The organism is Ruegeria sp. E8 (assembly GCF_056533985.1).
The window spans coordinates 282,636-306,433 of sequence record NZ_JBQFOY010000005.1; the positions used below are offsets into that span (position 1 = coordinate 282,636).

20 protein-coding genes are annotated in these 23,798 nt (G+C 55.2%); 10 read left to right on the forward strand and 10 right to left on the reverse strand.

The window, feature by feature from the left end:
• Window positions 1–23: 23 nt before the first annotated feature.
• The 3 genes from ACR0LF_RS09640 to ACR0LF_RS09650 all read right to left on the reverse strand — a co-directional run bounded on the left by ACR0LF_RS09640 (window position 24) and on the right by ACR0LF_RS09650 (window position 4,284).
• Window positions 24–725 (reverse strand): response regulator transcription factor, encoded by a 702-nt coding sequence (locus tag ACR0LF_RS09640; RefSeq protein WP_480576281.1) that lies wholly within the window; start codon window positions 723–725, stop codon window positions 24–26.
• Window positions 725–2,620 carry a PAS-domain containing protein gene (locus ACR0LF_RS09645; RefSeq protein ID WP_480856271.1) on the reverse strand — a complete coding sequence of 632 codons (1,896 nt, stop codon included), beginning with the start codon at window positions 2,618–2,620 and terminating at the stop codon, window positions 725–727. The genes ACR0LF_RS09640 and ACR0LF_RS09645 overlap by 1 nt, the downstream gene beginning before the upstream one ends.
• Window positions 2,621–2,751: 131 nt before the next feature.
• Entirely contained in the window at window positions 2,752–4,284 is a 1,533-nt protein-coding gene (locus ACR0LF_RS09650) for an alkaline phosphatase family protein (RefSeq protein ID WP_480576275.1), read from the reverse strand.
• A 239-nt stretch (window positions 4,285–4,523) separates the two neighbouring features.
• Here ACR0LF_RS09650 and ACR0LF_RS09655 point away from each other — a divergent pair, with 239 nt between their 5' ends.
• From ACR0LF_RS09655 to ACR0LF_RS09670, 4 genes are read left to right on the forward strand one after another with little or no spacing between them, the layout of a single operon-like run.
• Window positions 4,524–5,648, forward strand: a complete 1,125-nt coding sequence (locus ACR0LF_RS09655) for an ABC transporter permease (RefSeq protein ID WP_480576272.1) — start codon at window positions 4,524–4,526, stop codon at window positions 5,646–5,648.
• A gap of 13 nt (window positions 5,649–5,661) precedes the next feature.
• A complete protein-coding gene (locus ACR0LF_RS09660; RefSeq protein WP_480576270.1) occupies window positions 5,662–6,465 on the forward strand; it encodes an ABC transporter ATP-binding protein in 804 nt (267 codons plus the stop codon).
• A gap of 5 nt (window positions 6,466–6,470) precedes the next feature.
• A complete protein-coding gene (locus ACR0LF_RS09665) occupies window positions 6,471–7,787 on the forward strand; it encodes an MlaD family protein (RefSeq protein ID WP_480576267.1) in 1,317 nt (438 codons plus the stop codon).
• Window positions 7,784–8,440, forward strand: a complete 657-nt coding sequence (locus ACR0LF_RS09670) for an ABC-type transport auxiliary lipoprotein family protein (protein ID WP_480576264.1) — start codon at window positions 7,784–7,786, stop codon at window positions 8,438–8,440. The genes ACR0LF_RS09665 and ACR0LF_RS09670 overlap by 4 nt, the downstream gene beginning before the upstream one ends.
• An 87-nt stretch (window positions 8,441–8,527) precedes the next feature.
• Here the strand turns inward: ACR0LF_RS09670 and ACR0LF_RS09675 are convergent, their stop codons facing one another.
• Entirely contained in the window at window positions 8,528–10,108 is a 1,581-nt protein-coding gene (locus ACR0LF_RS09675) for an FMN-binding glutamate synthase family protein (protein WP_480576261.1), read from the reverse strand.
• A 251-nt stretch (window positions 10,109–10,359) separates the two neighbouring features.
• Here ACR0LF_RS09675 and ACR0LF_RS09680 point away from each other — a divergent pair, with 251 nt between their 5' ends.
• Together ACR0LF_RS09680 and crcB are read left to right on the forward strand one after the other, a co-directional pair.
• On the forward strand, window positions 10,360–10,728 hold the full coding sequence (locus ACR0LF_RS09680) for a fluoride efflux transporter FluC (RefSeq protein ID WP_480576258.1): 369 nt from the start codon (window positions 10,360–10,362) through the stop codon (window positions 10,726–10,728).
• Window positions 10,725–11,087 carry a fluoride efflux transporter CrcB gene (gene crcB / locus ACR0LF_RS09685; RefSeq protein WP_480576255.1) on the forward strand — a complete coding sequence of 121 codons (363 nt, stop codon included), beginning with the start codon at window positions 10,725–10,727 and terminating at the stop codon, window positions 11,085–11,087. The genes ACR0LF_RS09680 and crcB overlap by 4 nt, the downstream gene beginning before the upstream one ends.
• Here crcB and ACR0LF_RS09690 read toward each other — a convergent pair.
• The 6 genes from ACR0LF_RS09690 to ACR0LF_RS09715 are packed head-to-tail and all read right to left on the reverse strand — an operon-like array spanning window position 11,084 to window position 17,608.
• The gene (locus ACR0LF_RS09690) at window positions 11,084–12,607 is read right to left on the reverse strand and encodes a DHA2 family efflux MFS transporter permease subunit (RefSeq protein WP_480576252.1); all 1,524 of its coding nucleotides are present in this window, start codon (window positions 12,605–12,607) and stop codon (window positions 11,084–11,086) included. The two genes, crcB and ACR0LF_RS09690, sit on opposite strands and share 4 nt — an antisense overlap.
• On the reverse strand, window positions 12,604–13,587 hold the full coding sequence (locus ACR0LF_RS09695) for an HlyD family secretion protein (RefSeq protein WP_480576249.1): 984 nt from the start codon (window positions 13,585–13,587) through the stop codon (window positions 12,604–12,606). Before ACR0LF_RS09695 ends, ACR0LF_RS09690 begins: the two co-directional genes overlap by 4 nt.
• 26 nt (window positions 13,588–13,613) lie before the next feature.
• A complete protein-coding gene (locus ACR0LF_RS09700) occupies window positions 13,614–13,940 on the reverse strand; it encodes a cytochrome o ubiquinol oxidase subunit IV (protein WP_480576246.1) in 327 nt (108 codons plus the stop codon).
• Complete coding sequence (locus ACR0LF_RS09705; RefSeq protein ID WP_480576243.1) at window positions 13,933–14,565, reverse strand: cytochrome c oxidase subunit 3; 633 nt, start codon at window positions 14,563–14,565, stop codon at window positions 13,933–13,935. The genes ACR0LF_RS09700 and ACR0LF_RS09705 overlap by 8 nt, the downstream gene beginning before the upstream one ends.
• A complete protein-coding gene (locus ACR0LF_RS09710; RefSeq protein WP_480576240.1) occupies window positions 14,562–16,652 on the reverse strand; it encodes a cbb3-type cytochrome c oxidase subunit I in 2,091 nt (696 codons plus the stop codon). The genes ACR0LF_RS09705 and ACR0LF_RS09710 overlap by 4 nt, the downstream gene beginning before the upstream one ends.
• Window positions 16,649–17,608: a cytochrome ubiquinol oxidase subunit II family protein gene (locus tag ACR0LF_RS09715; protein ID WP_480576237.1), complete on the reverse strand. Its 960-nt coding sequence runs from the start codon at window positions 17,606–17,608 to the stop codon at window positions 16,649–16,651. The genes ACR0LF_RS09710 and ACR0LF_RS09715 overlap by 4 nt, the downstream gene beginning before the upstream one ends.
• Window positions 17,609–17,794: 186 nt before the next feature.
• Between ACR0LF_RS09715 and ACR0LF_RS09720 the strand changes: the two genes are divergently transcribed.
• From ACR0LF_RS09720 to ACR0LF_RS09735, 4 genes are all read left to right on the forward strand, one after another.
• The gene (locus ACR0LF_RS09720) at window positions 17,795–19,030 is read left to right on the forward strand and encodes a lytic murein transglycosylase (protein WP_480576234.1); all 1,236 of its coding nucleotides are present in this window, start codon (window positions 17,795–17,797) and stop codon (window positions 19,028–19,030) included.
• Window positions 19,031–19,689: 659 nt separating this feature from the next.
• A complete protein-coding gene (gene galU / locus ACR0LF_RS09725; RefSeq protein WP_480576231.1) occupies window positions 19,690–20,583 on the forward strand; it encodes a UTP--glucose-1-phosphate uridylyltransferase GalU in 894 nt (297 codons plus the stop codon).
• Between the two features lie 545 nt (window positions 20,584–21,128).
• A complete protein-coding gene (locus tag ACR0LF_RS09730; protein WP_480576228.1) occupies window positions 21,129–22,199 on the forward strand; it encodes a DUF2793 domain-containing protein in 1,071 nt (356 codons plus the stop codon).
• A gap of 286 nt (window positions 22,200–22,485) precedes the next feature.
• Window positions 22,486–23,790 carry a UDP-glucose dehydrogenase family protein gene (locus tag ACR0LF_RS09735; protein WP_480576225.1) on the forward strand — a complete coding sequence of 435 codons (1,305 nt, stop codon included), beginning with the start codon at window positions 22,486–22,488 and terminating at the stop codon, window positions 23,788–23,790.
• Window positions 23,791–23,798 lie beyond the last annotated feature (8 nt).

Here is a 23,798-nt window from a genome sequence, read left to right on the forward strand (position 1 = left end):
GAATCGAACAGCTTGGACAGCACTTACTTCCAGTTCACATCACCCAGAAATATGTACCCCGCGCCGTAGATCGTCTTGATCAGACGCGGGTTCTTTGGGTCCTCGCCCAGTTTGGTACGCAATCTTGAAATTCGAACATCCATGGCCCGGTCAAAACTGTCACCCGCCGCGCCACCCAGAGATTCCTGCATTTGCCCTCTGCTGATCAGGCGCTTGGGGCTTTCCAGAAACAGACGCAGCACTTCGCCCTCAGCATGGCTGAAAGGTGTTTCAACACCGGAACCATCCTCAAGAATGTAACGGTCGAAATGAGCGGTCCAGCCGTTGAATTCGGCCCTGTCCGAATGTGAAGTCTGACTGCGAGGGGCCCTTAATCTGGCCCTGATCCGCGCCACAACTTCTGCTGGGTCGAACGGTTTAGTAATATAGTCGTCCGCGCCAAGCTCCAGCCCTGTCACACGATCCTGAACCTGCGCCCGCCCGGAAACAATGATCACTGCCGCGCCTTGCTCAAGCGCCAGTCTATGAACCAAAGCCAACCCGTCGGTATCCGGCAAGGACAAATCGACGAGGCAGACATCGGGCGTCACACGATTGAGCGCAGCTTCAAACTCACGCGCCCGCGAAAAACTCTGCGTTCTGAAACCGGCATCTTCCAGTGCATCCGTCAGAATGCGACGAATTTCGGGCTCGTCATCGAGTATAGTGACAAGCGGTTGCGTCATCAGGTGGCCTCGGTTTGGATCAAAGCAGACAATTGTGCCTGCGAAAACGGTTTACGCAACAACGGGGCCAAAGCAAGGGCGCGCTGATACAACGGGTCAGAATTAGGTAAAGATGTCATAAGGATACACGATAATCCGGGCTTCACCTGTTTCAGAATATCCAGACCGGTACCACTTCCTTCCAGACGAATATCAGACAGGACAAGTGAAATGCTTTCAACACTTTCTATCAACGCCAGTGCTTCATCGACCGAGTTCGCTTCGATGACGGCAAAGCCCAGCTCGACCAGCATATCCCGAAACTGACCACGCAAATCCTCACTGTCCTCAACCAACAGCACCAGACCGTTTTGCACAGGTGGAGCGGGACGATAAGGCAACCGTAGCACAACGGACGCGCCAGACGGCGTGTTTTTGAGATGCAGGTCGCCACCGGCGAGTTTTACGGTGTCATACACCATGGGCAAGCCCAGCCCGGACCCGTCACTGCCTTTGGTGGTAAAAAAGGGGTTCAGCGCCTTTTCGAGCGCCTCGGACGAAAACCCAGATCCAGTGTCCGAAACGGTCACTTCAACCCATATTTCACCGATAGCATGCGCACTTATGGTGATCTGGCCCGAACTGCCACAGGCATCCCGAGCATTCAGTACAAGATTCAGCAAAGCATCCTGCACCATCCCCGGATCCAGCATCAGCGCCTGATCCGGCAAGGTGTTAACTACGGACAAACCCACGCCACGCGGCAAAGATGGAGAGGCCAATATTCTAAGGTCTTCCAGCAACGCTCGCATATCCGTGGCCTGAGGATGTGGCGTGCGGTTTCCGGTCATGTCTGCAATCCGGTTCAGCAACTGGCCGCCTCGACGTGCCGTCTGTTGGGTCGCGGCTACAAGCTCGTGCGCCTCTTCAGATAGATCCATTTTGTCCAGTCTGGACTGCATCCCGAGGATAATCGTCAGCAGATTGGAAAAATCATGCGCCAAACCGCTTGTCATCTGGGCGGCCATCGCCCGACGACGCGTTTGTTGCAATGCAACGCGTGCTTGTGTTTCTTCGGTGATGTCTACCGACATCACATAGACGCCCCCTGCTCCATCCGGTGTAAAGGAAACACGGATGCGGCGGGAATCCTGATCCTCGTTGAACTCAAAAACGGATGTTTCGCCGTCATACGCTTTTGCCAGATGCGTTTCGACACGCCGAAAAGCAACAGGCCCAAGCGCCTCGGAGATGTGGAGCCCCAGAATTTCGGACGGACGTCCGGGCATGACCGCACTCAGGCGCCGGTTCGAATAGTCATAACGCCCAGCGCTATCCAAATGGGCGATATGAGCCGGCATCATCTCGGTCGTCATACGTGTGCGCGCTTCGATCTCGGTCAATTCGCGCTTGGCCTCTTCCAGCGCTGCAATCGTGGCCGCAAGCTTGCGGTTGGTCGCAGACAGTTCTTCGGCGTGGCTCAAAAGTTGCTCCGACAATTCCTCTGATCGCGCCCGCAAAAGGTTTTCTGCACGCCGGGTCCCGGTTATGTCGGTGTATACCGCAACCCACCCGCCTTGCGGCAGCGGCGCACCTTCTATCGAGATGACCTGCCCGTTAGGCCGAACCCGCTCCATATAGTGAGGCTCGAACGCCAAGGCCTGCTCGACGCGCAGCTTGACCATGTCTTCCACGCTTTCATCGTCGCCATATTCGCCTCGGCTGGCGAGAAAATAGATGGTATCGCGAAACAGCGCTCCGCGTTGGACCAACTCATCCGGCAGATCGAACATTTCCTTGAAACGGCGATTGCTGAGCACCAGTTGCAGTTTGCTGTCATAGATGGATAGCGCCTGACCGATGAGGTTCAAACCAGCGGTCGTCATCGCCTTTATGCGTTGTTCGGTAATGTCCAAGGTCGTCCTCTCCACAGCCCCTGCGTACCATCAGATACAATGCACTGGTAGTGGAATTGGCGTAAGGTGCGCCGTGTTGAACGCCTGGACGAGGGCATCCGTTACGATTGCGGCGAAAGCGAGATGCGAATCTAATATCTGGGGCGCGATTTGGCACCTTCAGAGGTGATCGAATGCAGCGACAAGGTATGATCCATGTTCCGCATCCGATGACGCAGCATCTGTCTGCTCAAACGGGCGAGATCAGATGCAAACTCGGGATTCTCCGCTACGTTCTCGAACTCTCCCTGACCGTGATGATCGAACAGGATCGGCGGCAGGTCAGCTGCAAATTCGATCAATGTGAACCGTTCGTCCCGTAAAATTCCAAGACACGAGTCACTGTTGCCCGTCCCCAATCGCCGCTGCCAGAGGGTCGGGTTTTCGGGTTCCGAGAAGTCCAGCTCGCTGAAGGAATAACCGCGCCAGTCATCGGGAATACTACCATGCAACAAAGGCAGCAAAGACCGGCCATCCATTGCGTTCGGCGCAGTCTGGCCAATCCAATTCAGGATCGTCGGTGTGACATCAACAGACTCGGTTGGAACGGTTATCTGCGCACCGGCTCTGGCCTCATTCCCCGGCATGCGGATCATCAGTGGCGTGTGATAGGCCGCATCATAAACCGTCATCTTTCCCCAGCTATGCCGATCCCCGAGCATTTCGCCATGGTCCGCAGTGATCACCAGCAAGGTGTCGTCGTATTGGCCACTGTCCTTGAGATATTGAACGACGCGGCCGATGTGATGATCGACCTCGGTTGCCAACCCCAGATATATGGCGCGCAAAGTACGTACGTTTTCGTCCGTCGCCTCAACCTCATCAAAGCCATGCACGAACTCTTTTGCCGTGTAGACATCCAGTTTTGGCCCGAAGAACGGGTGAAGTTCTTTTTCAGCGGCTTCGCTCGGTAACCGCTGCGGCAGAGGGATGTGCGCCGGATCGTACATGTCATTGTACGGGGCCGGGGCGACCAAAGGCGGATGCGGGCGGATGTATGTCAGGTGGGCAAACCAACCTTGACCGCAATGGGGCGCGATCCCGTCCAGGAACGCATCAGTCAGGAACGCTGTATCGCTGTCCTCCGCCTTATACAAAGCAGGATCGTTCAACTTGGGCGACTGGCCGTCTGGCGAGACGGGCTTGTAGACATCCCAATACGCCTCGAATTCATACCCTTTTTTCATCAGATGCGATTGCCATGGATATGACTCTTCAAGCCGCATTTCGACAATTTCGAGGAACCCGTTCATCGATTGCTCATAAGATTTAAGCACCGGATCGTTTGCATCGTGAACACGAGGATCGGCAGAGGTATCTGTGTACCCGAACAGCATCGGCATGTATCCGGCTTTGCGCATTTCTGTGGCAATGTTCGGGGTGTCATGGCGCAGCGGAGTACCGTTTCGCACAGAGCGATGGTTCATCGCATATTGACCGGTCAGAAGTGACGCACGGGATGGGCCGCAGGGGTTGGTGACCGAAAAATGCCGCGTGAAGGTTACGGCCTCATCCATAAAAGCCCGAAGGTTCGGAAGGTTCACATGTTCAGCCAACGCACCATTCAGGCAATCGGCCCGCAATTGATCGATGATGATGAACAGGACATTCTTGGCGTGAGGCATACCGACTTCTCCGATTCCGCACCCTGGGTTCCGCAGCGGACTGTGTCCCGCTTCCCGTCTTCACGCAACCGATTAGTCGGATAGTTCGCTGCTTTCTTTTTCGCTGAAAAACTTATTTCAATTCTTGAAAGCCCCTATGCGGGGCACAGCGTGACGCCTAGGCCATTCCCCGCGGCAAAAACCCGACCGGATCGCACAAAGTCATTGCGGGCTTTGAAAGTTTTGATTCACATGGCAGCATGACGCAGCCAACGATCACTTCAGAGCGCGATGCCAGCGGCACTTATGTGCGCATCTCCGGTGGGTTGCTCACGCAATCCTTGCAAGACGTGGAGCGTGACTTTGCTGCAATCCAACCTTCCGGTGACAGTGTCATTTTGGACCTGTCCGGGGTTGAAGCGCTGGATACCGGTGGCGCGTGGCTGGTTGCAGACCTTGGCCGGAGGTTCACGTCAAACGGCGCCACGCTAGAGTTTCAAGGTGTGAAACCCGCACATGCGGCCTTGATTGATACTGTCACCCGCAGCATCCCGGACAAGCCCGGACATCTTGAAGAACCGCGCGGTTTTGCGGACTGGGTCGCCCAAGTCGGTCAGGGTACGTTCGGAGCCTGGAAGGACACCCTATCAATCCTCGAGTTTCTGGGCCTTACGCTGAACCGCTTGTTCCGAACCCTGATCAAACCCTGGCGTCTGCGCCGGGCAGCGTTGGTCACGCACATGGAAGAAACCGGCGTCAAAGCCCTGCCCATCGTGGCCCTGATGGGTTTTTTGATCGGCGTTGTACTGGCCTTTCAGGGCGCAACACAGTTGAAGCAGTTCGGTGCAGAAATCTTTGTGGTCGAGCTGATCTCAATCTCGATCTTGCGAGAGCTGGGGATCTTGCTGACAGCCATTATTGTCGCTGGTCGCTCGGGGTCTGCCTTCACGGCCTCCATCGGTTCGATGAAAGTGCAGGAAGAGATTGATGCCATGCGAACACTTGGCCTTGACCCGATCGAGGTCCTGGTCATTCCGCGTGTTCTGGCTTTGTTGATTATGCTACCTATCCTTGGCTTTGTCGCAGATATGGCGGGCCTGTTCGGTGGCGCCTTGATGAGCTGGATCGACCTAGGCGTAAGCCCGGGCATGTTTATCACCCGTTTGAAAGAAAACACCGACGTCTGGCAGCTTGCGGTTGGTTTGATAAAGGCACCATTCTTTGCATTGGTTATCGGCGTTATCGCCTGCTGGCAGGCCATGCAGGTCAAGGGCTCGGCGCAAAGCGTCGGGCAGCGGACAACGGCATCGGTCGTGCAATCCATTTTCATGGTGATTGCCATCGACGCCCTGTTTTCGATTTTCTTTTCCGAGATCGGGATCTGACATGAACGGTGGCATGCAACAGATACCAGCGTCTACCGCGAAGCAGCGAGAAGCCGTGATCCAAGTTCGTGGTCTCAGAAACCAATTTGGAACGCAGGTGGTTCATGACGATCTGAACCTCGACGTCTGGCGCGGTGAGGTTCTGGGTATCGTTGGCGGATCCGGTACAGGCAAATCCGTTCTGCTTCGAACAATCGTAGGTTTGAACAAACCTGCGGCAGGCAGTATCGAGGTGTTGGGTGTCGATGTTCTAAACGGTCCCGAGGAAGATCGCCGCAGAATTGAACGTCACTGGGGTGTGGCCTTTCAGGACGGGGCACTGTTTTCATCGCTGACCGTGCTGCAAAACGTGATGGCCCCGCTGCGAGAACATACAGGCCTCAGTGAAAAACTGATGGAATCTCTGGGCGCGTTGAAGATCAGCCTTGTAGGCCTTCCCCAACTGAGTTGTGGCAAATTTCCATCGGAGCTGTCGGGCGGCATGCGCAAGCGCGCCGCCCTTGCCCGGGCGCTGGCGCTTGATCCCGAAATCGTTTTTCTGGACGAACCAACCGCCGGATTGGACCCTATTGGCGCGGCTGCCTATGATGAGTTGATCGGCGAATTGCAGCAGGCTTTGGGATTGACGGTTTTCATGGTCACCCATGACCTGGACAGCCTTTACGCCATCTGTGACCGAATTGCAGTGCTTGCAGAAAAACGCGTGCTGGTTGAAGGTCCGATTGAGGAAATGACCAAGGTAGATCATCCTTGGGTGCAGGAATATTTCACAGGCCCCCGCGCCCGCGCGGCGCAGCAGAAGGGTCAGGACAGGTAAAGGCGATGGAGACCAGAGCAAACTACATCCTGATCGGCGCGTTTACCCTTGCGGGTATTTTGGGCGTGTTCGGCTTCTTTCTGTGGTTGGCCAAATTCGAAGTCACCCGCCAATATGCTTATTACGATGTTTTGTTCGATAATGTCTCGGGCCTGTCGGCAGCCGGTGGGGTGAATTTCAACGGTTTGCCTGTCGGGCAGGTGATTTCACTTAACCTCGACGAAAGCGACCCATCCAAGGTGCGTGTGAGGATTGAAGTGGATGCCGATATTCCAATTACCGACGAAACAATCGCTCAGCTTCAGTCATTAGGGGTAACCGGCGTCGGCTATGTCGAACTTACCGGCGGGTCGCCGACCGCCAAACGTTTGCCGCAGGACAGCGTTATTCAAAGCAAGCGCAGCACGATCCAGTCTTTGTTTGAAGGCGCACCAAAAGTGCTGGACGAGGCCGTTACGCTTCTGGAAAGCCTGAATAAGGTCGTTGACGACAAGAACCGGGAGGCCGTGAGCAGCATTCTGGACAACCTTGCCTCTGCCACGGGGCGACTGGACAAGACTTTAACAAGCTTCGAGTCCGTTGCCAGCGACATTGGCAGTGCAGCCAAGGATATTGGCGAGTTCTCAAAACGTCTGGACCCTCTGATAGAAACAGCAGAAACGACACTCAAGACCGGCACAGATACACTTAACTCGGTCAAAACAGCGTCCGAGTCTGCTAAGACCGCGCTGGACGAAGCAAAAACGACGATCCAGACAGCAGACCGTATCCTGCAACAAGACATTCGACCCTTCATCGAACGCGGGTCACAACTGGCCGAACGCCTGACCCTTTTGTCGGACGAGGGCAGCGTCACGCTGGGGATCGTGAACGAAACCGTGCTGAACGCCAATACAACGCTCGGTTCGATAACCTCCGCGATGGAGACCGCCAAAGGGGCGCTTGCTTCGGCTGAAACAGCATTCGATTCAGCCAATCGCGTTATGGACGAAAACGTGGCGCCTGTTGCAGAAGATATCCGAAAAGCGGCCAACCAGGTGACCGAGACGGTCTCGAACATCACTGAAAAAATCGACCAGATTTCGGACGATGTCCTAAGCGCATCGAACTCAGCGTCCGAGTTGCTGGGTACCATAGACGACATCGTGCAGAACAATCGCCGTCAGGTGTCGGATTTCCTGCGCGTGGGCCTGCCGCAATTTATCCGTTTCATAGAAGAATCCCAGCGTCTGGTGATCAGTCTCGATCGTCTGGCGGACAAGATCGAACGTGATCCTGCGCGTTTCCTGTTGGGCACTCAAGCATCGGAGTTCCGTCAATGATCAAACCCGTTTTTGCAATTCTGGCGGTTGCATTGATCAGCGGATGCGCCGGTCTGGGCACTTTGAAGCAGGCTGCGAAACCCAACGATTTGTATCTGCTGACGCCTAAAAGCACATTCTCGTCTGCGCTGCCCCGAATACAGAAACAGATCGTAGTCGAGGAACCAACAGCAACCGCCGCAGTGAACACAGATCAGATCGCCATTCAACCAACCCCGTTGCAGGTTCAGTACTTGCCGCGTGCCCGCTGGGTGGATCGCGCGCCTTTGATCGTCCAGACGCTGTTGGTCGAAAGCTACGAGAATTCCGGCAAAGTTGCCGCCGTCGGTCGCTCAACGGTTGGTCTACGTGCGGACTATGTAATCGCCCCTGATCTGCGCGAGTTTCAGGGCATTGTTGTCCCGGACCCTGAAAACGGAAACAAAGTTCGCATCGAAGTGCGCATGAACATCAAGGTCATCGACGAATACGAAGACAAGATCATTGCCTCAAGCTCGTTCCAGGAAAACGTCGTTGCAGCAAGCGAACAGACACCCGACCTGATTGAAGCGTTTGATTTAGCCTTGGGGCGCGCAATGCGCGATGCTGTTGAATGGAGCATTCGCAGGATCAACACGCATGTGGCCAACAATCCAAGGTCCAATCCGCGATAGAGGAAGGCGCATGTCGCGGCAGTGAGAGTGGGCAACCGTTCGCCCACAATTGTTCCCGCTTTAACATACTGTTTTATGAGCCGCGTCTTAGAAATGAGCCGCCGTAGCTCGTTTCCAGTCCGCTGCAAACTCCTCTGGAATGTCATCCGCCAGCAGCGCGCCATCTTCCAAGTAAGTGTATAGCTCACCATAGGTGCGTTCATGCTCGTCCGCTGTGCGGCGTAATATGTCGCGCGGGTGCAGCTCGGATACTTTTTCCTTGCCCATCGCACCCAAAAGTTCGCGGAAGCTTTCCAGCGTGGCATCATGATAGCGATGAACGCGCTGGCGTTTTTGCGGGATGTTCACAGCGCGCCCGCGCACCGGATCTTGCGTGGCCACCCCGGACGGGCAGCGATTGGTGTTGCAATGTAAGGCCTGAATACAACCGATCGCAAACATCATCGCGCGCGCCGCGTTGCACATATCTGCGCCCAACGCGAATTTCTCGACCATGTCGTATCCGGTGGCCACCTTGCCCGAACAAATGATCCGGATCTTGTCCCGCAACCCAACGCCCCGCAGGCAGTTACTTACGAAAATCAACGCTTCATTCAGAGGCATACCCAAACGGTTGGTGAACTCGACAGGGGCAGCACCGGTGCCCCCTTCTGATCCGTCTATGGTAATGAAGTCCGGCAGAATTCCTGTTTCCAGCATCGCCTTGCAAATCGCCATGAACTCGGACGGATTGCCGATACACAGCTTGAACCCGACGGGTTTGCCGCCCGACATTTCGCGCAAATGTTGAACGAAATGCAGCAGGCCTGTAGGGCCTTCAAAGGCACTGTGGGTTGGGGGTGAAATCACATCCTGATGCTCGGGCACACCGCGAATTTCAGCAATCTCGGCATCGACTTTGGCAGCGGGCAGAACACCGCCATGCGCAGGTTTGGCGCCCTGTGACAACTTGATCTCGATTGCCTTGACCACGTCCTTTGTGGCCCTTTCGGCAAATTTCTCTTTGTCAAACCCGCCTTCCGGGGTGCGACATCCGAAATAGCCGGTGCCGATCTGCCAGATGATATCCCCACCTTCGGCCAGATGATGTGGTGACAATCCGCCTTCGCCCGTGTTGTGGGCGAACCCCCCATCCTTGGCCCCGCCATTGAGTGCGCGGATGGCGTTCGCACTGAGCGCGCCAAAGCTCATGGCGGACACATTGAGGCGCGAGGCACTATAAGGCTGCGTGCATTGTGGACCACCCAACATCAGGCGATCTTCGCTTTTGTCCACGTGTTTGGGCGCAAGCGAGTGATTTGCCCGGTGATAGCCAACCTCGGTAATGTCGTATTGAGTTCCAAAGGGCTGTGTGTCCATCTGACCTTTGGCCCGGGAATAAACCAAGCCACGAATGATCCGGTTGAAAGGTCGGCCGCTTTCATTGGTTTCAACGAAGTACTGGCGGATTTCCGGGCTCACAAATTCCAGCATGTACCGGAAATGTCCCAGAACGGGATAGTTGTTCAGTACATTATGCTTGGTGGTCATGATGTCATAAAAACCGATGATCGCGTAAGGCACCAGAAGGATCAAAAGCCAATGCACGGGGGGCCAGAAGAACCCAAGAAGCAACACGAGCGGCAGGCACAAATAGCTCAGAAAGTAATATATTCTGCGTACAATCATGTTCCGATCTCCTCATGTCGCTGGCCGACTGATATGGCTCGCCAATTGCAACCAACGTGAAACAGATTGATTTTTGATTGCAACCCTTTGATGGATTTAATCCAATCAGGGACGATATCATGAGGCCGTGTTATGGCCTATTCGCCGGTTGAACCGAACGCCGCTGGTAGATATGCAACCCACACCAGAAAACGATAGGTCAACATTTGGTAAAGACGCATTCCCAACCCCGGCGTGACCGAAAAAGCCTTATGTTTCTTGCCGTCTTCGTGGGCGGAGCGCTGGGGTCCTTGTTGCGAGAAGCGTTTGCACTGGACATTCCCGGCCTCAGTTTCCTAACCTCGACCTTCGGCATTAACGTCGCGGCGTGTTTCGTGTTGGGATGGCTCTATTCCGTGCGCCACAAGGTGCATGCTCATGTGCTGCATCTGGGCGCAGTTGGATTTTGCGGCGGGTTATCAACTTTTTCGTCGTTTGTGGCTGATCTAGAACGTATTGCCGAAAGCGATCTGTGGGCCGTCCCGCTTGCAGTCGGTTTGGAAATCGCTTTTGGCATTGGCGCTGCGCTGGTCGGAGAAAAGCTGGGACGCCGTTTTCATTCCGGAAGCTCTTCGTCATGAACGACCTCTATCTTCATGTGATGTTCGGACTGGGCGGGGGCCTGGGGGCGATCCTACGTCATTGGCTGGCTTTAAAAGTGCGGCATGATTTGCCCTTGTCAACGTTGATCGTCAATGTAGTGGGCAGCCTGCTGCTGGGGATCTGGATCGGCTATCTGGGCGGCCCTGTCGACATCCCCGAGGACCAAAGACGGCTGGTCTTTGGATTCTGCGGCGGGTTTACCACGTTCTCCAGCTTTGCCTATCAATCTCTCGAACTTCGGCGCGAGCGCACACTGGTTCTGGCAGCAGGCAATATCCTGATCAGCCTAGCCCTGTGCTGGTTCGCCCTTTGGTTGGGCCTGACCCTGATGCGTTAGTGCACGTGGGCGGCAGTCTGTGACCCCGGCTTTGGTGCGCGACAAAAGAAAAGCAGGGGAATTGTCGCCACTGCCAAAAGGCCCAGATTGTTGAAAACAGTCAGATAGGAAATCATCTCTGCCTGTTTCATGATTTCCTGCCCCAATATCGCAGCCCCCTCAGCGCTGTCAGGTGCAAGGCCAAGCGGGCTCAGATAGGCTTGTGCCGCAGGATTGTATGGCGTCACATTCTGGCTCAGCACCGCCGTGTTCGTCTGCAAGCCGCGTACGACCCATGTGCCGACCAGCGAAATACCAACTGATGATCCCAATTGCCGCGTCACGTTGAAAAGACCCGAGGCTTCGTCCTGCCGGCCTTTGCTGATGCTCTCGAATGCCAATATCGACATTGGCACAAACACCAACCCCATACCCAGACCGCTGACCGCTCCCGGCCATGCCAACTCCCAAAAGCCGGCATTGAGGTTGATGGCGCCCATCATGAAATTCCCGATTGCCGTCAGCAACAAACCGGTTCCGGCCAGCAGGCGGGGATCAAAGCGGTTTACCAGCACCGCGCCGGTCAGAACCATGGACAACCCTGCAGTCAATCCGCGCGGTATGAAAAGATGGCCCGAGGCAATTACTGGAAAGTCCAGCAGGCTTTGAACAAGCGTTGGCAAAATCGCGATGCCACCGAACAGGGAAACAGCAAAACCGGCGATGATCAGGTTACATAGAGCAAAGTTTCGATCTGCAAACAGGCGCAGGTCTACGATCGAGTTTTGCGCGGTTGAGGCGTGAAAGACAAATCCCAAAGCCCCCAGAACCGAAACGATCGCGGCCAGCTGGATGACGCGGGACGAAAGCCAATCCATGGTTTCGCCCTGATCCAGAACGAATTGCAGGCACCCGATCCCCAGTGCCAGCAGAGCCAGACCTTTCCAGTCGATCTCCACGTCCTCGGTTTTGTCATCAGGCAATTCTCCGGCCAGCAGAAGCAAGGCCAGAGCAGCGACCGGAAGGTTGACGAAGAAGACCATCCGCCAGGAAAAATACTCCGTCAGGATTGCGCCAACTGTAGGCCCCAGAACCGGGGCCACCACGACACCCAGACCAAAGATAGCCATCGCCTGCCCGCGCTTTTCCCGCGGGAAGGCATCAAACAGGATGGATTGCGACAACGGGATCAGAAAGGCCCCGAACATGCCCTGCGCCAGCCGAAAGGCCACGATGACCTCGAGGCTCCACGACAATCCGCACAACACAGACATGGCGGCAAACCCGGTCACCGCGGTCAGGATCAGCCGCCGCCTTCCAACGCGTCGGGCGACGAACCCTGTCAGCGGCATGATGACAACCGCCGACACGATGTAGCTGGTCAATATCCACGTCGCCTGATCGGTGGTCGCCCCAAAGGCCGCCTGTATATGCGGCAAGGCTACATTGACGATCGTACTGTCCAAGACCTCCAATATGGCGCTGAGAACCACGGCGATGACGATCACCGGATTCACATGGCTGGACGCCACAGAGGTCATTTGCCGTCCGCCGGACCTGTTGTGTCTACCACGACTTTGCTGCTGCCTCCGACCCGCAAGGGCGCATCGGTCGGGTCAAGCTCTATCCGAACCGGAAATCGCCGGGTGACCTTAACCCAATTCCCGCTCGAATTTTCGGAAGGCAACAAAGAAAACGTGTCCCCTGACCCGCGCCCGATTGAAGCCACCTTGCCGGTCAGGGTTACTCCGGGCAGCATATCGACTTGCACAGTCACAGGCTGTCCGGCGTGAATGCGTGCCAAAGCGGTTTCCTTGAAATTGGCGTCCACCCACCACTCAGACGCCTCAACAATCGAAAACTGCGGGGCGTTGGCGGACACCGACGATCCGGGCCGCAAGGTCAGGTTGGCAATCCATCCGTCCGCCGCAGCATAGACTTTCGTCCAGGCAAGGTTGGTTTCAGCAATTTCAAGCTGTGCTTGCGAGGACAGGATATCGTCCTGTTTCGCTTCCAACCCGCTTTGCAGCGCCAACAGGCTGGACTGGCTGGTCGTCAACCTTGCCGAAGCTTGCGCAAACTGAGAAGTCGTCTGATCCAGCGACGCCTGTGCGACATCGCCTGTTGAAAACAGCACCTTTGCACGTTCGAAGCTTTTGTTCGCCGTGTCATATGCCGATTGTGCGCTTTCTACTGAAGCTTCGGCGGCTGTAATCTGAGTCGAGTAGGACTTGGCCTGTTGCATAGCACTGTCCAAATTGGCTTTGGCCTCGTCCACAGAAGCCTTGAATTGCCTATCATCGATAGTGAACAGAAGATCGCCTTTTTTCACAGGCTGACTTTCCAGAACATGCAAGTCGGCCACCTGACCGGTGACCTGAGCCGCCACATAAATGATATTCGCGCCCACATAGGCGTCCTGGGTGGATGGATACCGTTCCTCATGCCGCCAGAACAGAAAAAGCCCGACCGCAATAACTGCAAGCATAAAAGCCACTGCCGCAGTTTTGAGAGGTTTCATTCTCGTATTCCTTTCTGCCTCGCACTTTACATCACGTGCATGTGCATTCGGATCGCCAGATTACCCAATACCCAGATCGTGCCGAGGATCATGATCAGCAGAACCAAGGTGGAAAACAAAACCAGATGCAGGTCTTCGCGACTGCTGCGCCGGCGATCGATATGAAGAAAATAGACGAGCTGCAGAATAAGTTGTGCCAGCCCTAGCAACCCGATGGACAGATAAACACCGGGCGTTTCTATCCCGAACAGATGGGCAACGCCGAACGTCGCCAGCGTCAATAGAAGCGAACCACCGTATCCGATAACATAACGCCGACGCTCGCGGCGATGCATTTCCGAGCGCTTATCCATAGGTCAGACCTCCGAAATAAACGATGGTGATGATCCCGATCCAAATCAGATCGAGGAAATGCCAGAACAGCGCCAGCCGCACCACGCGCGAAATGATAACGTCGCTCATTCCTTTCACACGCAGCTGAATCCCTAAAACAATCAGCCATAGGCATCCTGCGGCGACGTGCAGACCATGCAAAGGGACCAGCCCGAAGAAGGCCGACAGAAAACCGCTGCGCTGCGGTATGCCGCCTTTTTCCGCCATGGCCATGAAATCACGTATCTCAAGGACCAAAAAACTGAGCCCCAGCACAAGTGTGACGCCGAACCACAGAACAATACGAACGCGCGGCAGATTGTATTTCAGCGCCAGCATGGCAAGGCCAACCGTCAAGCTGCTGGTCAATAGGATCAGCGTCTGTGCAAAGATGCTTTTCAGATCAAACAGCTCATGCGGACCGGGGCCACCTGCCTGTGCGTCAATCATCGTGATATAGATCGCGAACATCAGGCCGAAATAGACCAGATCGCTCATCAAAAAGACCCAGAAGCCAAAAGTAACAACCTCAGTCACCTTCTCAGCGCTGGCGTGACGGTGCCCCAGATTGATCCCCGGATAGCTGTGAGTGGGCGCGCGTTTCATGTTGCCGCCTCCAGATCAGGGCGGGCGAGGCCGCGATTTTCCGGTGACGCTTCAAAATCGCGATCTACCGGAGTTTCACCGTGAACCAGCGCAAGCCAGGCCTCGTGATCTCTGCGCACTTCTTCCGCCGGTATGGTGAACTCGGTGCTGTCATCGAATGTCCAGACGATCACCGCCAAAATCATCAAAACGGTCATTAATACGGCCAGCCACCAGATCCACCAGACGAGCGCGAACATCCAGATACCGCTCAAAACACACAGGACGAAGCCGATGCCTGTATTGCGGGGCAATTCGATATCTTCATATGCATCTGGGGTTGGATAGGCTGTGCCCTTCTCCTTCGTTGCTGCGAATTCGTCGCGATCCGTTACTTGTGGGATGATCGCGAAGTTGTAAGCCGGGGGTGGTGAGGGGATAGACCATTCCAACGTGCGGCCGTCCCAGGGGTCCCCCACGGGTACGCGGGCATTATCGCGGTCCCGAATGCTGACCCACAGCTGGATCAGAACCGAGAACAATCCGCAGGTGATAACCAGCGCACCGATGATGGCCACAATCATAAAGGGTTGGAAGGACGGATCGCTATAACTGAACGATCGGCGCGGCATTCCCATGAGCCCAACGAAGTAAAGTGGCATGAAAGTCAGCAGAAAGCCCACAGTCCAGCAGGCAACCGAAACGCGGCCCCAGAATTCATTCAGGCGAAAGCCGAAAGCTTTAGGGAACCAATAGTTGTAGGCCGCCAGCAACCCGAACAGTACTCCGGGCAACAGAGCGTTGTGGAAATGGGCCACCAGGAACAAGGTGTTGTGAACCTGATAGTCCACGGTCGGGTTGGCCAGGATCACACCGCTGAGCCCGCCGATGACAAACAGCATCAAAAAGGACAGGCTGTACAGCATTGGTACCGAGAACCGGATGCGCCCTCGCCACAGCGTCGCCATCCAGTCATAGACTTTTACACCGGTCGGGATGGCGATCAGCATCGTCGCGATGCCAAACACGGCGTTGATCAGCGCACTTTGACCCATGGTGAAAAAGTGGTGCAGCCAGACGGTAAAAGACAGCACCGCAATCGACATTGTAGCAATGACCAGCGAGTTGTAGCCGTAAAGCCGCTTGGCCGAGAAGGTCGCAAAGACCTCGGAATAAATACCGTAGGCAGGCAGGACCAGCAGGTAAACCTCGGGGTGGCCGAACAGCCAGAACAGATTGGCGTAGTTCATCATGTTGCCGCCAAGGTCATTGGTAAAGAAATGGAAATCCAGATAGCGGTCGGCCGCCAGCATCAGGGCTGCAACACCCAAGGGAGGCATGGCAAAGATAATCAGGATGGAGCTGCAGATGATCGTCCAGCAATACATCGGCAGCCGCATGAACTTCATCCCTGGCGCGCGCAACTTGTAGATGGTCACGGCGAAATTGATGCCGGTAAGCGTGGTGCCGACACCCGAAACAACGATGGCCCAGATCCAATAATCCGGCCCAACACCCGGATTGAACGCAGCGCCGGTATAGGGGGGATAGGCAGTCCAGCCTCCGGTAGAAAACTCGCCAATCACCAGTGACACCATCAACATCATGCCTGCGGACACTGTCAGACCCAGACTGATCTGGTTCAACCGTGGAAAGGCCACATCCCGCGCCCCGATCATCAGGGGCACAACATAGTTCGCAACGCCAAAGACAAAGGGCACGGCCACAAAGAACACCATGATCGTGCCATGGGTGCTGAACAACTCGGCAAAGTGTTCGGCTTCCAGAAAACCATCACCCGGCCCTGCGGCCTGCTGCGCCCGCATGACCACGCCTTCCAGCACACCCCGTGCCAGCATCACGATGGCGAAAACGATGTACATGATGCCGATCTTCTTGTGATCGACACTGGTCAACCAATCGCGCCAAAGGGGCGTCCACAAACGGAACCAGCTCAGCAGGCCGACCACGACGACAACGCCTATAATGACGACCGCAGCGGCAGCGTTGGCAACGATCTCATTTACATTGGGGGTCTGGATCAGCCCGGTAATCGGAAAAGCATCCCAGTTGAGGCGGCCAAAGAACCCTGTATCGGAAGACGTCATTGCTGCGCCTCCTGTCCGAATGATGCCGTTCCCGGCTGTTGATCAACCGGCAGAGCTTCACCGCTGTGATAGCGGTGAAGGATTGTGTGAAACAAATCTTCTTCCATGGTGAAGTACAGCGCGTCCTTCGGCATCCTTGCGGTGCCCAACGCGGCCTGAACCTCATCCCTGTCTGTCCGCATCGCAAGAGTCTGGTAGGTTGCCGGGTCCAGTTGGATACCGTTCTCACGAACTTTATCGACCCATGTTTCAAATTCATTATTGGGCATGGCCACGGTGCGAAACTTCTGTTTAGTAAAGCCCCGCCCGTTGTATTGCGTGTTTTCGCCCTGCATGACTTCGGGAACATCTGCGACCAGATGCAGTTGGGTCGTCATGCCCGGCATCGCGTAAATCTGGCCAGCCAGCGCTGGGATCATGAAGGATTGCATCACGGTATCGGTGGTCAGTGTCATCGCCACTTGCCGTTCGGTGGGAATGCCAAACTCGCCCACACTGGCAATACCAAGGTCGGGATAGATGAACAGCCATTTCCAATCCAGCCCAACCACCTGCACTCGCAGAGCTGGATCTTCGCCAAACGTTGCCGAATACGGATCAAGCCGGTGAGTTGCCTTCCAGAGATAGAATGACAGCAGGGCCACAATCAGAACCGGCACCCCCCACATGAGGAACTCCAGCTTTGCCGAAAAATCCCAATCTGGCCGATAGGCTGCGCTGCTGTTTTTTCGGCGCCGATATCGCAACGCGAGCAGAGGCACCAACACCAAAACGGGCAGAACCGCCAACATGATTAAAACGGTCGCCCGCAGCAGATGGGTTTTCTGGATCGCAGCGATCGGTCCATGCGGGTCCATGAAACTGTCGCTGGCCGCACCCATCTGCGCCGTCGATGCCAACAAGATAAAGGCCAGCATAAACAGAGAAGTTGGGTTGGACGTTTTGACATTTGCCATAACTGACTGCCCTCTCCTCAAATAAATTCAATCAGACTATCGGCAAGTGTGTGAATTTTCTCAAGAGTTTTTCCAAACCACAGATTGCCGAGGGCAATTCCCTCTCAACTCCGAGTATAAAGGACAGCGGTTTGAGCAATATCTAACCGTTGACTTGCGATCCTGGTCGGGACAGACAAATCGGTAATGCGTATTTTGCTTTTCTCCATTGCGTTAATCCTGCTGCCCCAGACCACGCTGGCACAGGATCGAGCGGCGATCGAGCGCCAGTTTCAGTCATGGTTGCAGGAGACGATTTGGCCACAAGCAAAAGCCAAAGGCGTGTCGCGCGAAACGATGCAACAGGCATTTTCCGGCGTTACCCTAAACTGGAAACTGCCGGATTTGGTACCGCCGGGCACCAAACACAAAACACCCAAAGCTCAAAAACAGGCCGAGTTTGGCTCGCCCGGGCGTTACTTCAATCCCGGATCGGTTCAGGGGGCAACGTCGGTCGGGCGTAAAATGGCACAGCGCCATGCTGCGGCACTTGCAGCGGTCGAAGCCGAAACCGGCGTTCCCGCCCGCATTATTCTGGCGATCTGGGGAAGGGAAAGTGGGTACGGTCAAGTTCCAATCCGCCATGACGCATTCAGGGTGCTGTCAACCAAGGCCTTCATGAGCACCCGCGCAGATTACTTCACTGCCGAGCTTATAGCCGCCCTTCAAATCGCGGAAGCAAGACATCAACCTGCGCGGCAAATGAAGAGCAGTTGGGCCGGTGCATTGGGCCAACCCCAGTTCATGCCATCCAACTATCTGACCTATGCCGCGGATGGGAACGGCGACGGGAAGTCTGATATCTGGGGATCACCTGAAGACACGATTGCATCCATTGGTAACTACCTCATGCAACATGGGTGGATTACCGCGCGGGACTGGGGCTTCGAAGTATCTGTGCCCAATAGCGTTTCATGCACTTTAGAAGGTCCTGACCAGGGGCGGCCAATTCAGGAATGGGTCGAGATGGGCGTGCGCCGGGTCTCGGGTAAGCCTTTTCCGGCTCATGAACTGCGTGGTGAAGGCTATTTGATGATGCCAGCGGGACGTCATGGCCCGGGTTTTTTGGTTACTCCGAATTTTTATGTTCTCAAGGAATACAACAAAAGCGATCTTTATGCCTTGTTCGTTGGTCATGTCGGAGACCGCATCCAATACGGCATCGGCGATTTTGATGGTCGCTGGGGAAAGGTCGGCGGATTGTATCGATCTGACATCGCCCGGATGCAACAGGCTTTGGAACAAAGGGGCCATGATGTAGGCGGGGCAGACGGCCTGCCGGGTTTCAAAACCCGCCGTTCGATAGGTCGATGGCAAGAAGCCTCGGGGATCGCGCCGACCTGTTTTCCCGAGGTGTCGATGAAAAAACGCTTAAAGCCGTGAGGTGATCTGGAGTAGCGCGCCGACTCTCATGGTCTGTCCGCGCATCGGTCCAAAGCTCATAATCAAGCGTTTGCAGCACCTATCCACAGGATAACGTGGAAATTGTTGCCCAAATGAAAACAGCAAGCAACAATGCGAAACGGGAGCGAGGAGGTTTCGCCGAGACAGGCAGCCGAGCTTTTTTGCGGAACTTTGCAGCGTCCAAAGGCACTCTAGTGCACTGGCGATCTGTCGGGATCGGATATTCTTACCTCAACAGTCTTCGGTAGGCTCATATATTCAGCGCCAATTCAGGCCCAAAAACCGTATACAAAATAACGTGATGCGGGAAACCACGACGCAATCTGGTTGTTGCCCGCAACCCGAATGAAACGACGGCACAAAAAACCAAACCAGATTATGAACTTTCTGTGATAGGTAAATCTAAGCCTGTGCCTTTCTACGGGATGCATCTAACCATTTCACCGAACACGAGTTGCACAGGTTCGTTTGCACCTCGCATCGGACGAGGCTTTTGACTTCACCATGGCAAGCTGGCACGATTTGACCGATAGTGGCCTGACCTTTCGGGTATCATTGAATGACAGGGTATTGCAGCCTATGAGGACACTCCGCACGTTTCCTGCTCTTCTGGCTGAGTTTAGTAATTGAGAGGCACCATGACACGCAAAGTCACCAAAGCAGTTTTTCCAGTAGCAGGGATGGGAACGCGGTTTTTGCCAGCGACCAAGTCCGTTCCGAAAGAAATCATGACGCTGGTGGACCGCCCTTTGGTGCAATACGCGATTGACGAAGCCCGCGCCGCCGGGATCAAGGAATTTATTTTTGTAACGTCGCGTGGAAAATCCGCGCTGGAAGATTATTTCGACCACAACCTTGTGCTTGAGCAGGAGCTGAAAGCCAAAGGTAAAAACAAGCTTCTTGATGTCCTGAACAAGACGAATATGGAAAGCGGCGCGATTGCCTATATCCGTCAGCACAAAGCTCTGGGATTGGGGCACGCGGTCTGGTGCGCGCGGAGGCTGATCGGCGATGAACCCTTTGCCGTCATGCTTCCCGACGATGTCATCGCCGCCGAAAAACCCTGTTTGCAGCAAATGGTCGAAGCCTACGAAGAAACCGGCGGGAACATGGTGGCCGCGATGGAGGTTCCAACGGAAAAGACCAGTTCTTACGGCGTACTTGACGCAGGCGACAGCATCGGCTCGGTCGTTCCGACCAGAGGCATGGTCGAAAAGCCCGAACCATCCGAAGCACCGTCCAACTTGGCGGTCATCGGCCGGTACATTCTTCGACCCTCCGTTTTGAACAACCTTAACGCAAAGAAAACCGGAAGCGGCGGTGAAATCCAGCTGACCGACGCCATCGCCGAAGATATCGCGTCTGGAGTGCCCGCCTTTGGTTACAAATTCGACGGCCAGCGTTTTGATTGCGGATCAAAATCAGGTTTCCTGCAAGCTACCGTTGCTTTTGCCCTTGCCCGCGATGATCTGCGAGGAGATCTGAGCCAGTATCTGAACGATATTGTCGCAACCGGAAAAGCTGCTCAATAGCAATAGGTTACTTCCTTCAACAGCGTTAAACGCTGGATTGGAAAAGCTTCCGCAGCCCCTGTGACACAATGGGTATCCATAGCAATTCGGTTCGTCAGCCGGTGACGTAAACCTGTTACCGCAATACGCGAGCAGAATACTTGAGCTCACTCAAGAAACTTCAGCCAAAACCGTTGATGCTCACCAACGGAGTCGTTCGGTCAAATACGGCTGCAGTCGCTAAACAGGATGAAGCCCACAATACAACTCGTGCAGTCATCACGTTGAAAGAAAACCGAACCAAGCAGGTGGATCAGAACCTGTTTGTTTCTTTCCTTTCCTGGTTTCGAAATCCATTTGATTTGCCTCAGATTTCGAGCCGAGCGCAACCTCATGCACTTTGGGTGTAGCGTACCACTTAACAACCTTTGCTGGGCTTCAACCTGCAGGCGATAGGTTAGCAACAGATTTCCTGAGCGGTCGGTCCAGTCAGAATGGATTGAGGCACTTCACGGCAGGGTAGCGCGCACCCGAAGTTCCGGATCGACAGCTACAGGAGGATACCCGTGTCACAGACTTCACCCCGATTGAACCTGCCCTTTCTGCAACCCTCGCAAGCACAAAAGCATGTCACCCATAACGAAGCCCTGCGACAGCTTGATCTGGTCGTGCAACTGGCTGTGAAGTCGACGAGCGCCAGCACCCCACCTGCTGCTCCCAAACAGGGCGAAGTTCACGCGCTCGGTGCAGCTCCTACCGGCGGTTGGGCTGGACATGCCGGAAAGCTTGCTGCCTGGCTCGACAATGCATGGCGCTTCCTGACCCCGGACATCGGTTGGCGCGCCTGGGATGAAGCTGCCGGAGATCTGAAGTTTTGGAGCGGAACTGCGTGGGCTCCGCTACCTGTCAGCACTCAAAACCTGAACGGTGTCGGGGTGGCAACAAGTTCCGACAGTACAAACCGCCTGTCCGTTCGCAGCCCGGCCACGTTGCTGAACCATGAAGGCAACGGGCATCAGTTGAAAATCAACAAAGCCAGCGCAGGCGATACAGCGTCGCTCTTGTTTCAATCGAACTGGAAGGGTCATGCTGAAATGGGGTTGTCCGGCAGCACCGGTTTTTCCATTAAAGTGTCGCCTGACGGCGGCAGCTGGACCGAAGCGTTGGCCTTTGATCCAGCGACCGGTACCGCATCAGGTGCAGCTGTTCAGACAAATGCAAGCGACACAACCGCGGGCCGCCTGATGCGCGCCGATTATGGCTATGGTCCGGGTAACCTTCTGGGTGCTGTCTCGGAAAACTCGGGCACACCGACCGGGGCAATCATTGAGCGGGGCAGCAACTCAAATGGTGAATATGTGAGGTTCGCCGATGGCACCCAGATTTGTACGACCAAGCTGACCGCTGTTGCCTGCACAACGGCTGAAGGCGCTCTGTTCTCGAGCGGCTCAATGACCTGGGATTTCCCTGCAACTTTCTCTACGCCCCCTAGCGTTAGCGGCAGCGGAGGTGGCGCAATCCGCTTTACAGGTTTTGACGCTCCATCATCTTCACAGGTCGCCTGCAAGGTTTTGGCAGCAATTTCAGACTCAGCGACTTTGTCGCCAACCGTAACGGCCATAGGCCGCTGGTTCTAACGACATCAGCCGCCTGAAACGGTCTCGGGCGGCTTTTTCGACCACAGAAGTGATCACAGGCTCAAAACCCACTTGAAAACGCAAGCTGACAGACGCTGTCTGCAGAAAGAACTCGCAGCCAGATCTTTGCATTCTACACAAATTTCTGTTCGCACCCTTATTGCCTCAAAAACAGCAAGAATCTATGGGATGTCTCCCGCAAAGGCTGTCAGTCATTGAAACCGGCGAAAGTTTCTTTGATTGTACCCGCGCCGTTGGTGGTAATTGGTAAGAAGGATTTCAGCAGATGCGTATTGCAATGATCGGGACCGGTTATGTGGGCCTCGTATCCGGCGTTTGTTTCTCGGACTTCGGTCATGACGTGATTTGCGTCGACAAGGCGGAACAGAAGATCGACATGCTGAAAGCCGGAGAGGTGCCGATCTATGAGCCCGGATTGGACGTGCTGATGGCAAAGAACGTCGCTGCCGGGCGCCTGAATTTCACAACCGATTTGACAGCGGCCGTGGACGGTGCAGACGCAGTGTTCATTGCGGTCGGAACCCCCACCCGGCGCGGAGACGGCCACGCAGATCTGACCTACGTGATGGCAGCAGCGGAAGAAATCGCGCAGGCTGTTACCGGGTATACGGTCATTGTCACCAAATCGACGGTGCCCGTAGGAACCAACAGAAAAGTGCAGGACGTGGTTGCGGCAGCCAACTCCAACGCTGATTTCGACGTCGCTTCGAACCCCGAATTTCTGCGCGAAGGTGCGGCGATCGATGACTTTATGCGCCCGGACCGCGTGGTCGTTGGCGTTGAAAACGACCGCGCCGCAGAAGTGATGTCCGAGATTTACCGACCGCTCTATCTGCGCGACTTCCCGATCCTGACCACCGATCTGGAAAGCGCAGAGATGATCAAATACGCCGCAAACGCGTTTCTGGCGACCAAGATCACTTTTATCAACGAAATTGCCGGCCTGTGCGAAAAGGTCGGTGCGGATGTCAAAGAAGTATCCCGCGGTATCGGTCTGGACGGGCGGATCGGCAACAAGTTCCTGCATGCCGGGCCTGGCTATGGGGGTTCGTGCTTTCCCAAGGATACGGCCGCGCTGGCCCGGATCGGGCAGGATCACGCCCAACCCATGCAGATTACCGAAACTGTCATCCGCGTGAATGACGAAGTCAAAAAGCGGATGATCGAGAAAATCCGTGAAACCTGCGACGACCATTTCAACGGCAAGACGGTAGCCGTTCTGGGAGTCACCTTCAAACCCAATACGGACGACATGCGCGACGCGCCATCACTGTCCATCGTTCCCGCCTTGATCGGCGGCGGCGCAAAAGTGCGTGTTGTCGATCCGCAGGGCAAATCAGAGGGCGACGCACTTTTGCCAGGAGTCGAATGGTGCGACGACCCATACGTGGCAGTTCAAGGCGCAGATGTCGTGGTTTTGCTGACGGAATGGAATGAGTTCCGCGCTCTGAACCTGACCCAGCTTGCCGGTTCCATGAACACTGCCCGAATGGTTGATTTGCGCAACATCTACTCAAGGACACACGCGCTGAAATCCGGCTTTGACAGCTATGTGGGCGTTGGCCGCTGATCGCACCC

Coding starts and splice junctions, on each gene's coding strand:
- ACR0LF_RS09680 (WP_480576258.1), top strand. CDS start 10,360: ATGTTTCTTGCCGTCTTCGTGGGCGGAGCGCTGGGGTCCTTGTTGCGA.
- ACR0LF_RS09675 (WP_480576261.1), bottom strand. CDS start 10,108: ATGATTGTACGCAGAATATATTACTTTCTGAGCTATTTGTGCCTGCCG.
- ACR0LF_RS09715 (WP_480576237.1), bottom strand. CDS start 17,608: ATGGCAAATGTCAAAACGTCCAACCCAACTTCTCTGTTTATGCTGGCC.
- ACR0LF_RS09735 (WP_480576225.1), top strand. CDS start 22,486: ATGCGTATTGCAATGATCGGGACCGGTTATGTGGGCCTCGTATCCGGC.
- ACR0LF_RS09640 (WP_480576281.1), bottom strand. CDS start 725: ATGACGCAACCGCTTGTCACTATACTCGATGACGAGCCCGAAATTCGT.
- ACR0LF_RS09700 (WP_480576246.1), bottom strand. CDS start 13,940: ATGGATAAGCGCTCGGAAATGCATCGCCGCGAGCGTCGGCGTTATGTT.
- ACR0LF_RS09695 (WP_480576249.1), bottom strand. CDS start 13,587: ATGAAACCTCTCAAAACTGCGGCAGTGGCTTTTATGCTTGCAGTTATT.
- ACR0LF_RS09710 (WP_480576240.1), bottom strand. CDS start 16,652: ATGACGTCTTCCGATACAGGGTTCTTTGGCCGCCTCAACTGGGATGCT.
- ACR0LF_RS09690 (WP_480576252.1), bottom strand. CDS start 12,607: ATGACCTCTGTGGCGTCCAGCCATGTGAATCCGGTGATCGTCATCGCC.
- ACR0LF_RS09660 (WP_480576270.1), top strand. CDS start 5,662: ATGCAACAGATACCAGCGTCTACCGCGAAGCAGCGAGAAGCCGTGATC.
- ACR0LF_RS09655 (WP_480576272.1), top strand. CDS start 4,524: ATGACGCAGCCAACGATCACTTCAGAGCGCGATGCCAGCGGCACTTAT.
- crcB (WP_480576255.1), top strand. CDS start 10,725: ATGAACGACCTCTATCTTCATGTGATGTTCGGACTGGGCGGGGGCCTG.
- ACR0LF_RS09705 (WP_480576243.1), bottom strand. CDS start 14,565: ATGAAACGCGCGCCCACTCACAGCTATCCGGGGATCAATCTGGGGCAC.
- ACR0LF_RS09665 (WP_480576267.1), top strand. CDS start 6,471: ATGGAGACCAGAGCAAACTACATCCTGATCGGCGCGTTTACCCTTGCG.
- ACR0LF_RS09670 (WP_480576264.1), top strand. CDS start 7,784: ATGATCAAACCCGTTTTTGCAATTCTGGCGGTTGCATTGATCAGCGGA.
- galU (WP_480576231.1), top strand. CDS start 19,690: ATGACACGCAAAGTCACCAAAGCAGTTTTTCCAGTAGCAGGGATGGGA.
- ACR0LF_RS09720 (WP_480576234.1), top strand. CDS start 17,795: ATGCGTATTTTGCTTTTCTCCATTGCGTTAATCCTGCTGCCCCAGACC.
- ACR0LF_RS09650 (WP_480576275.1), bottom strand. CDS start 4,284: ATGCCTCACGCCAAGAATGTCCTGTTCATCATCATCGATCAATTGCGG.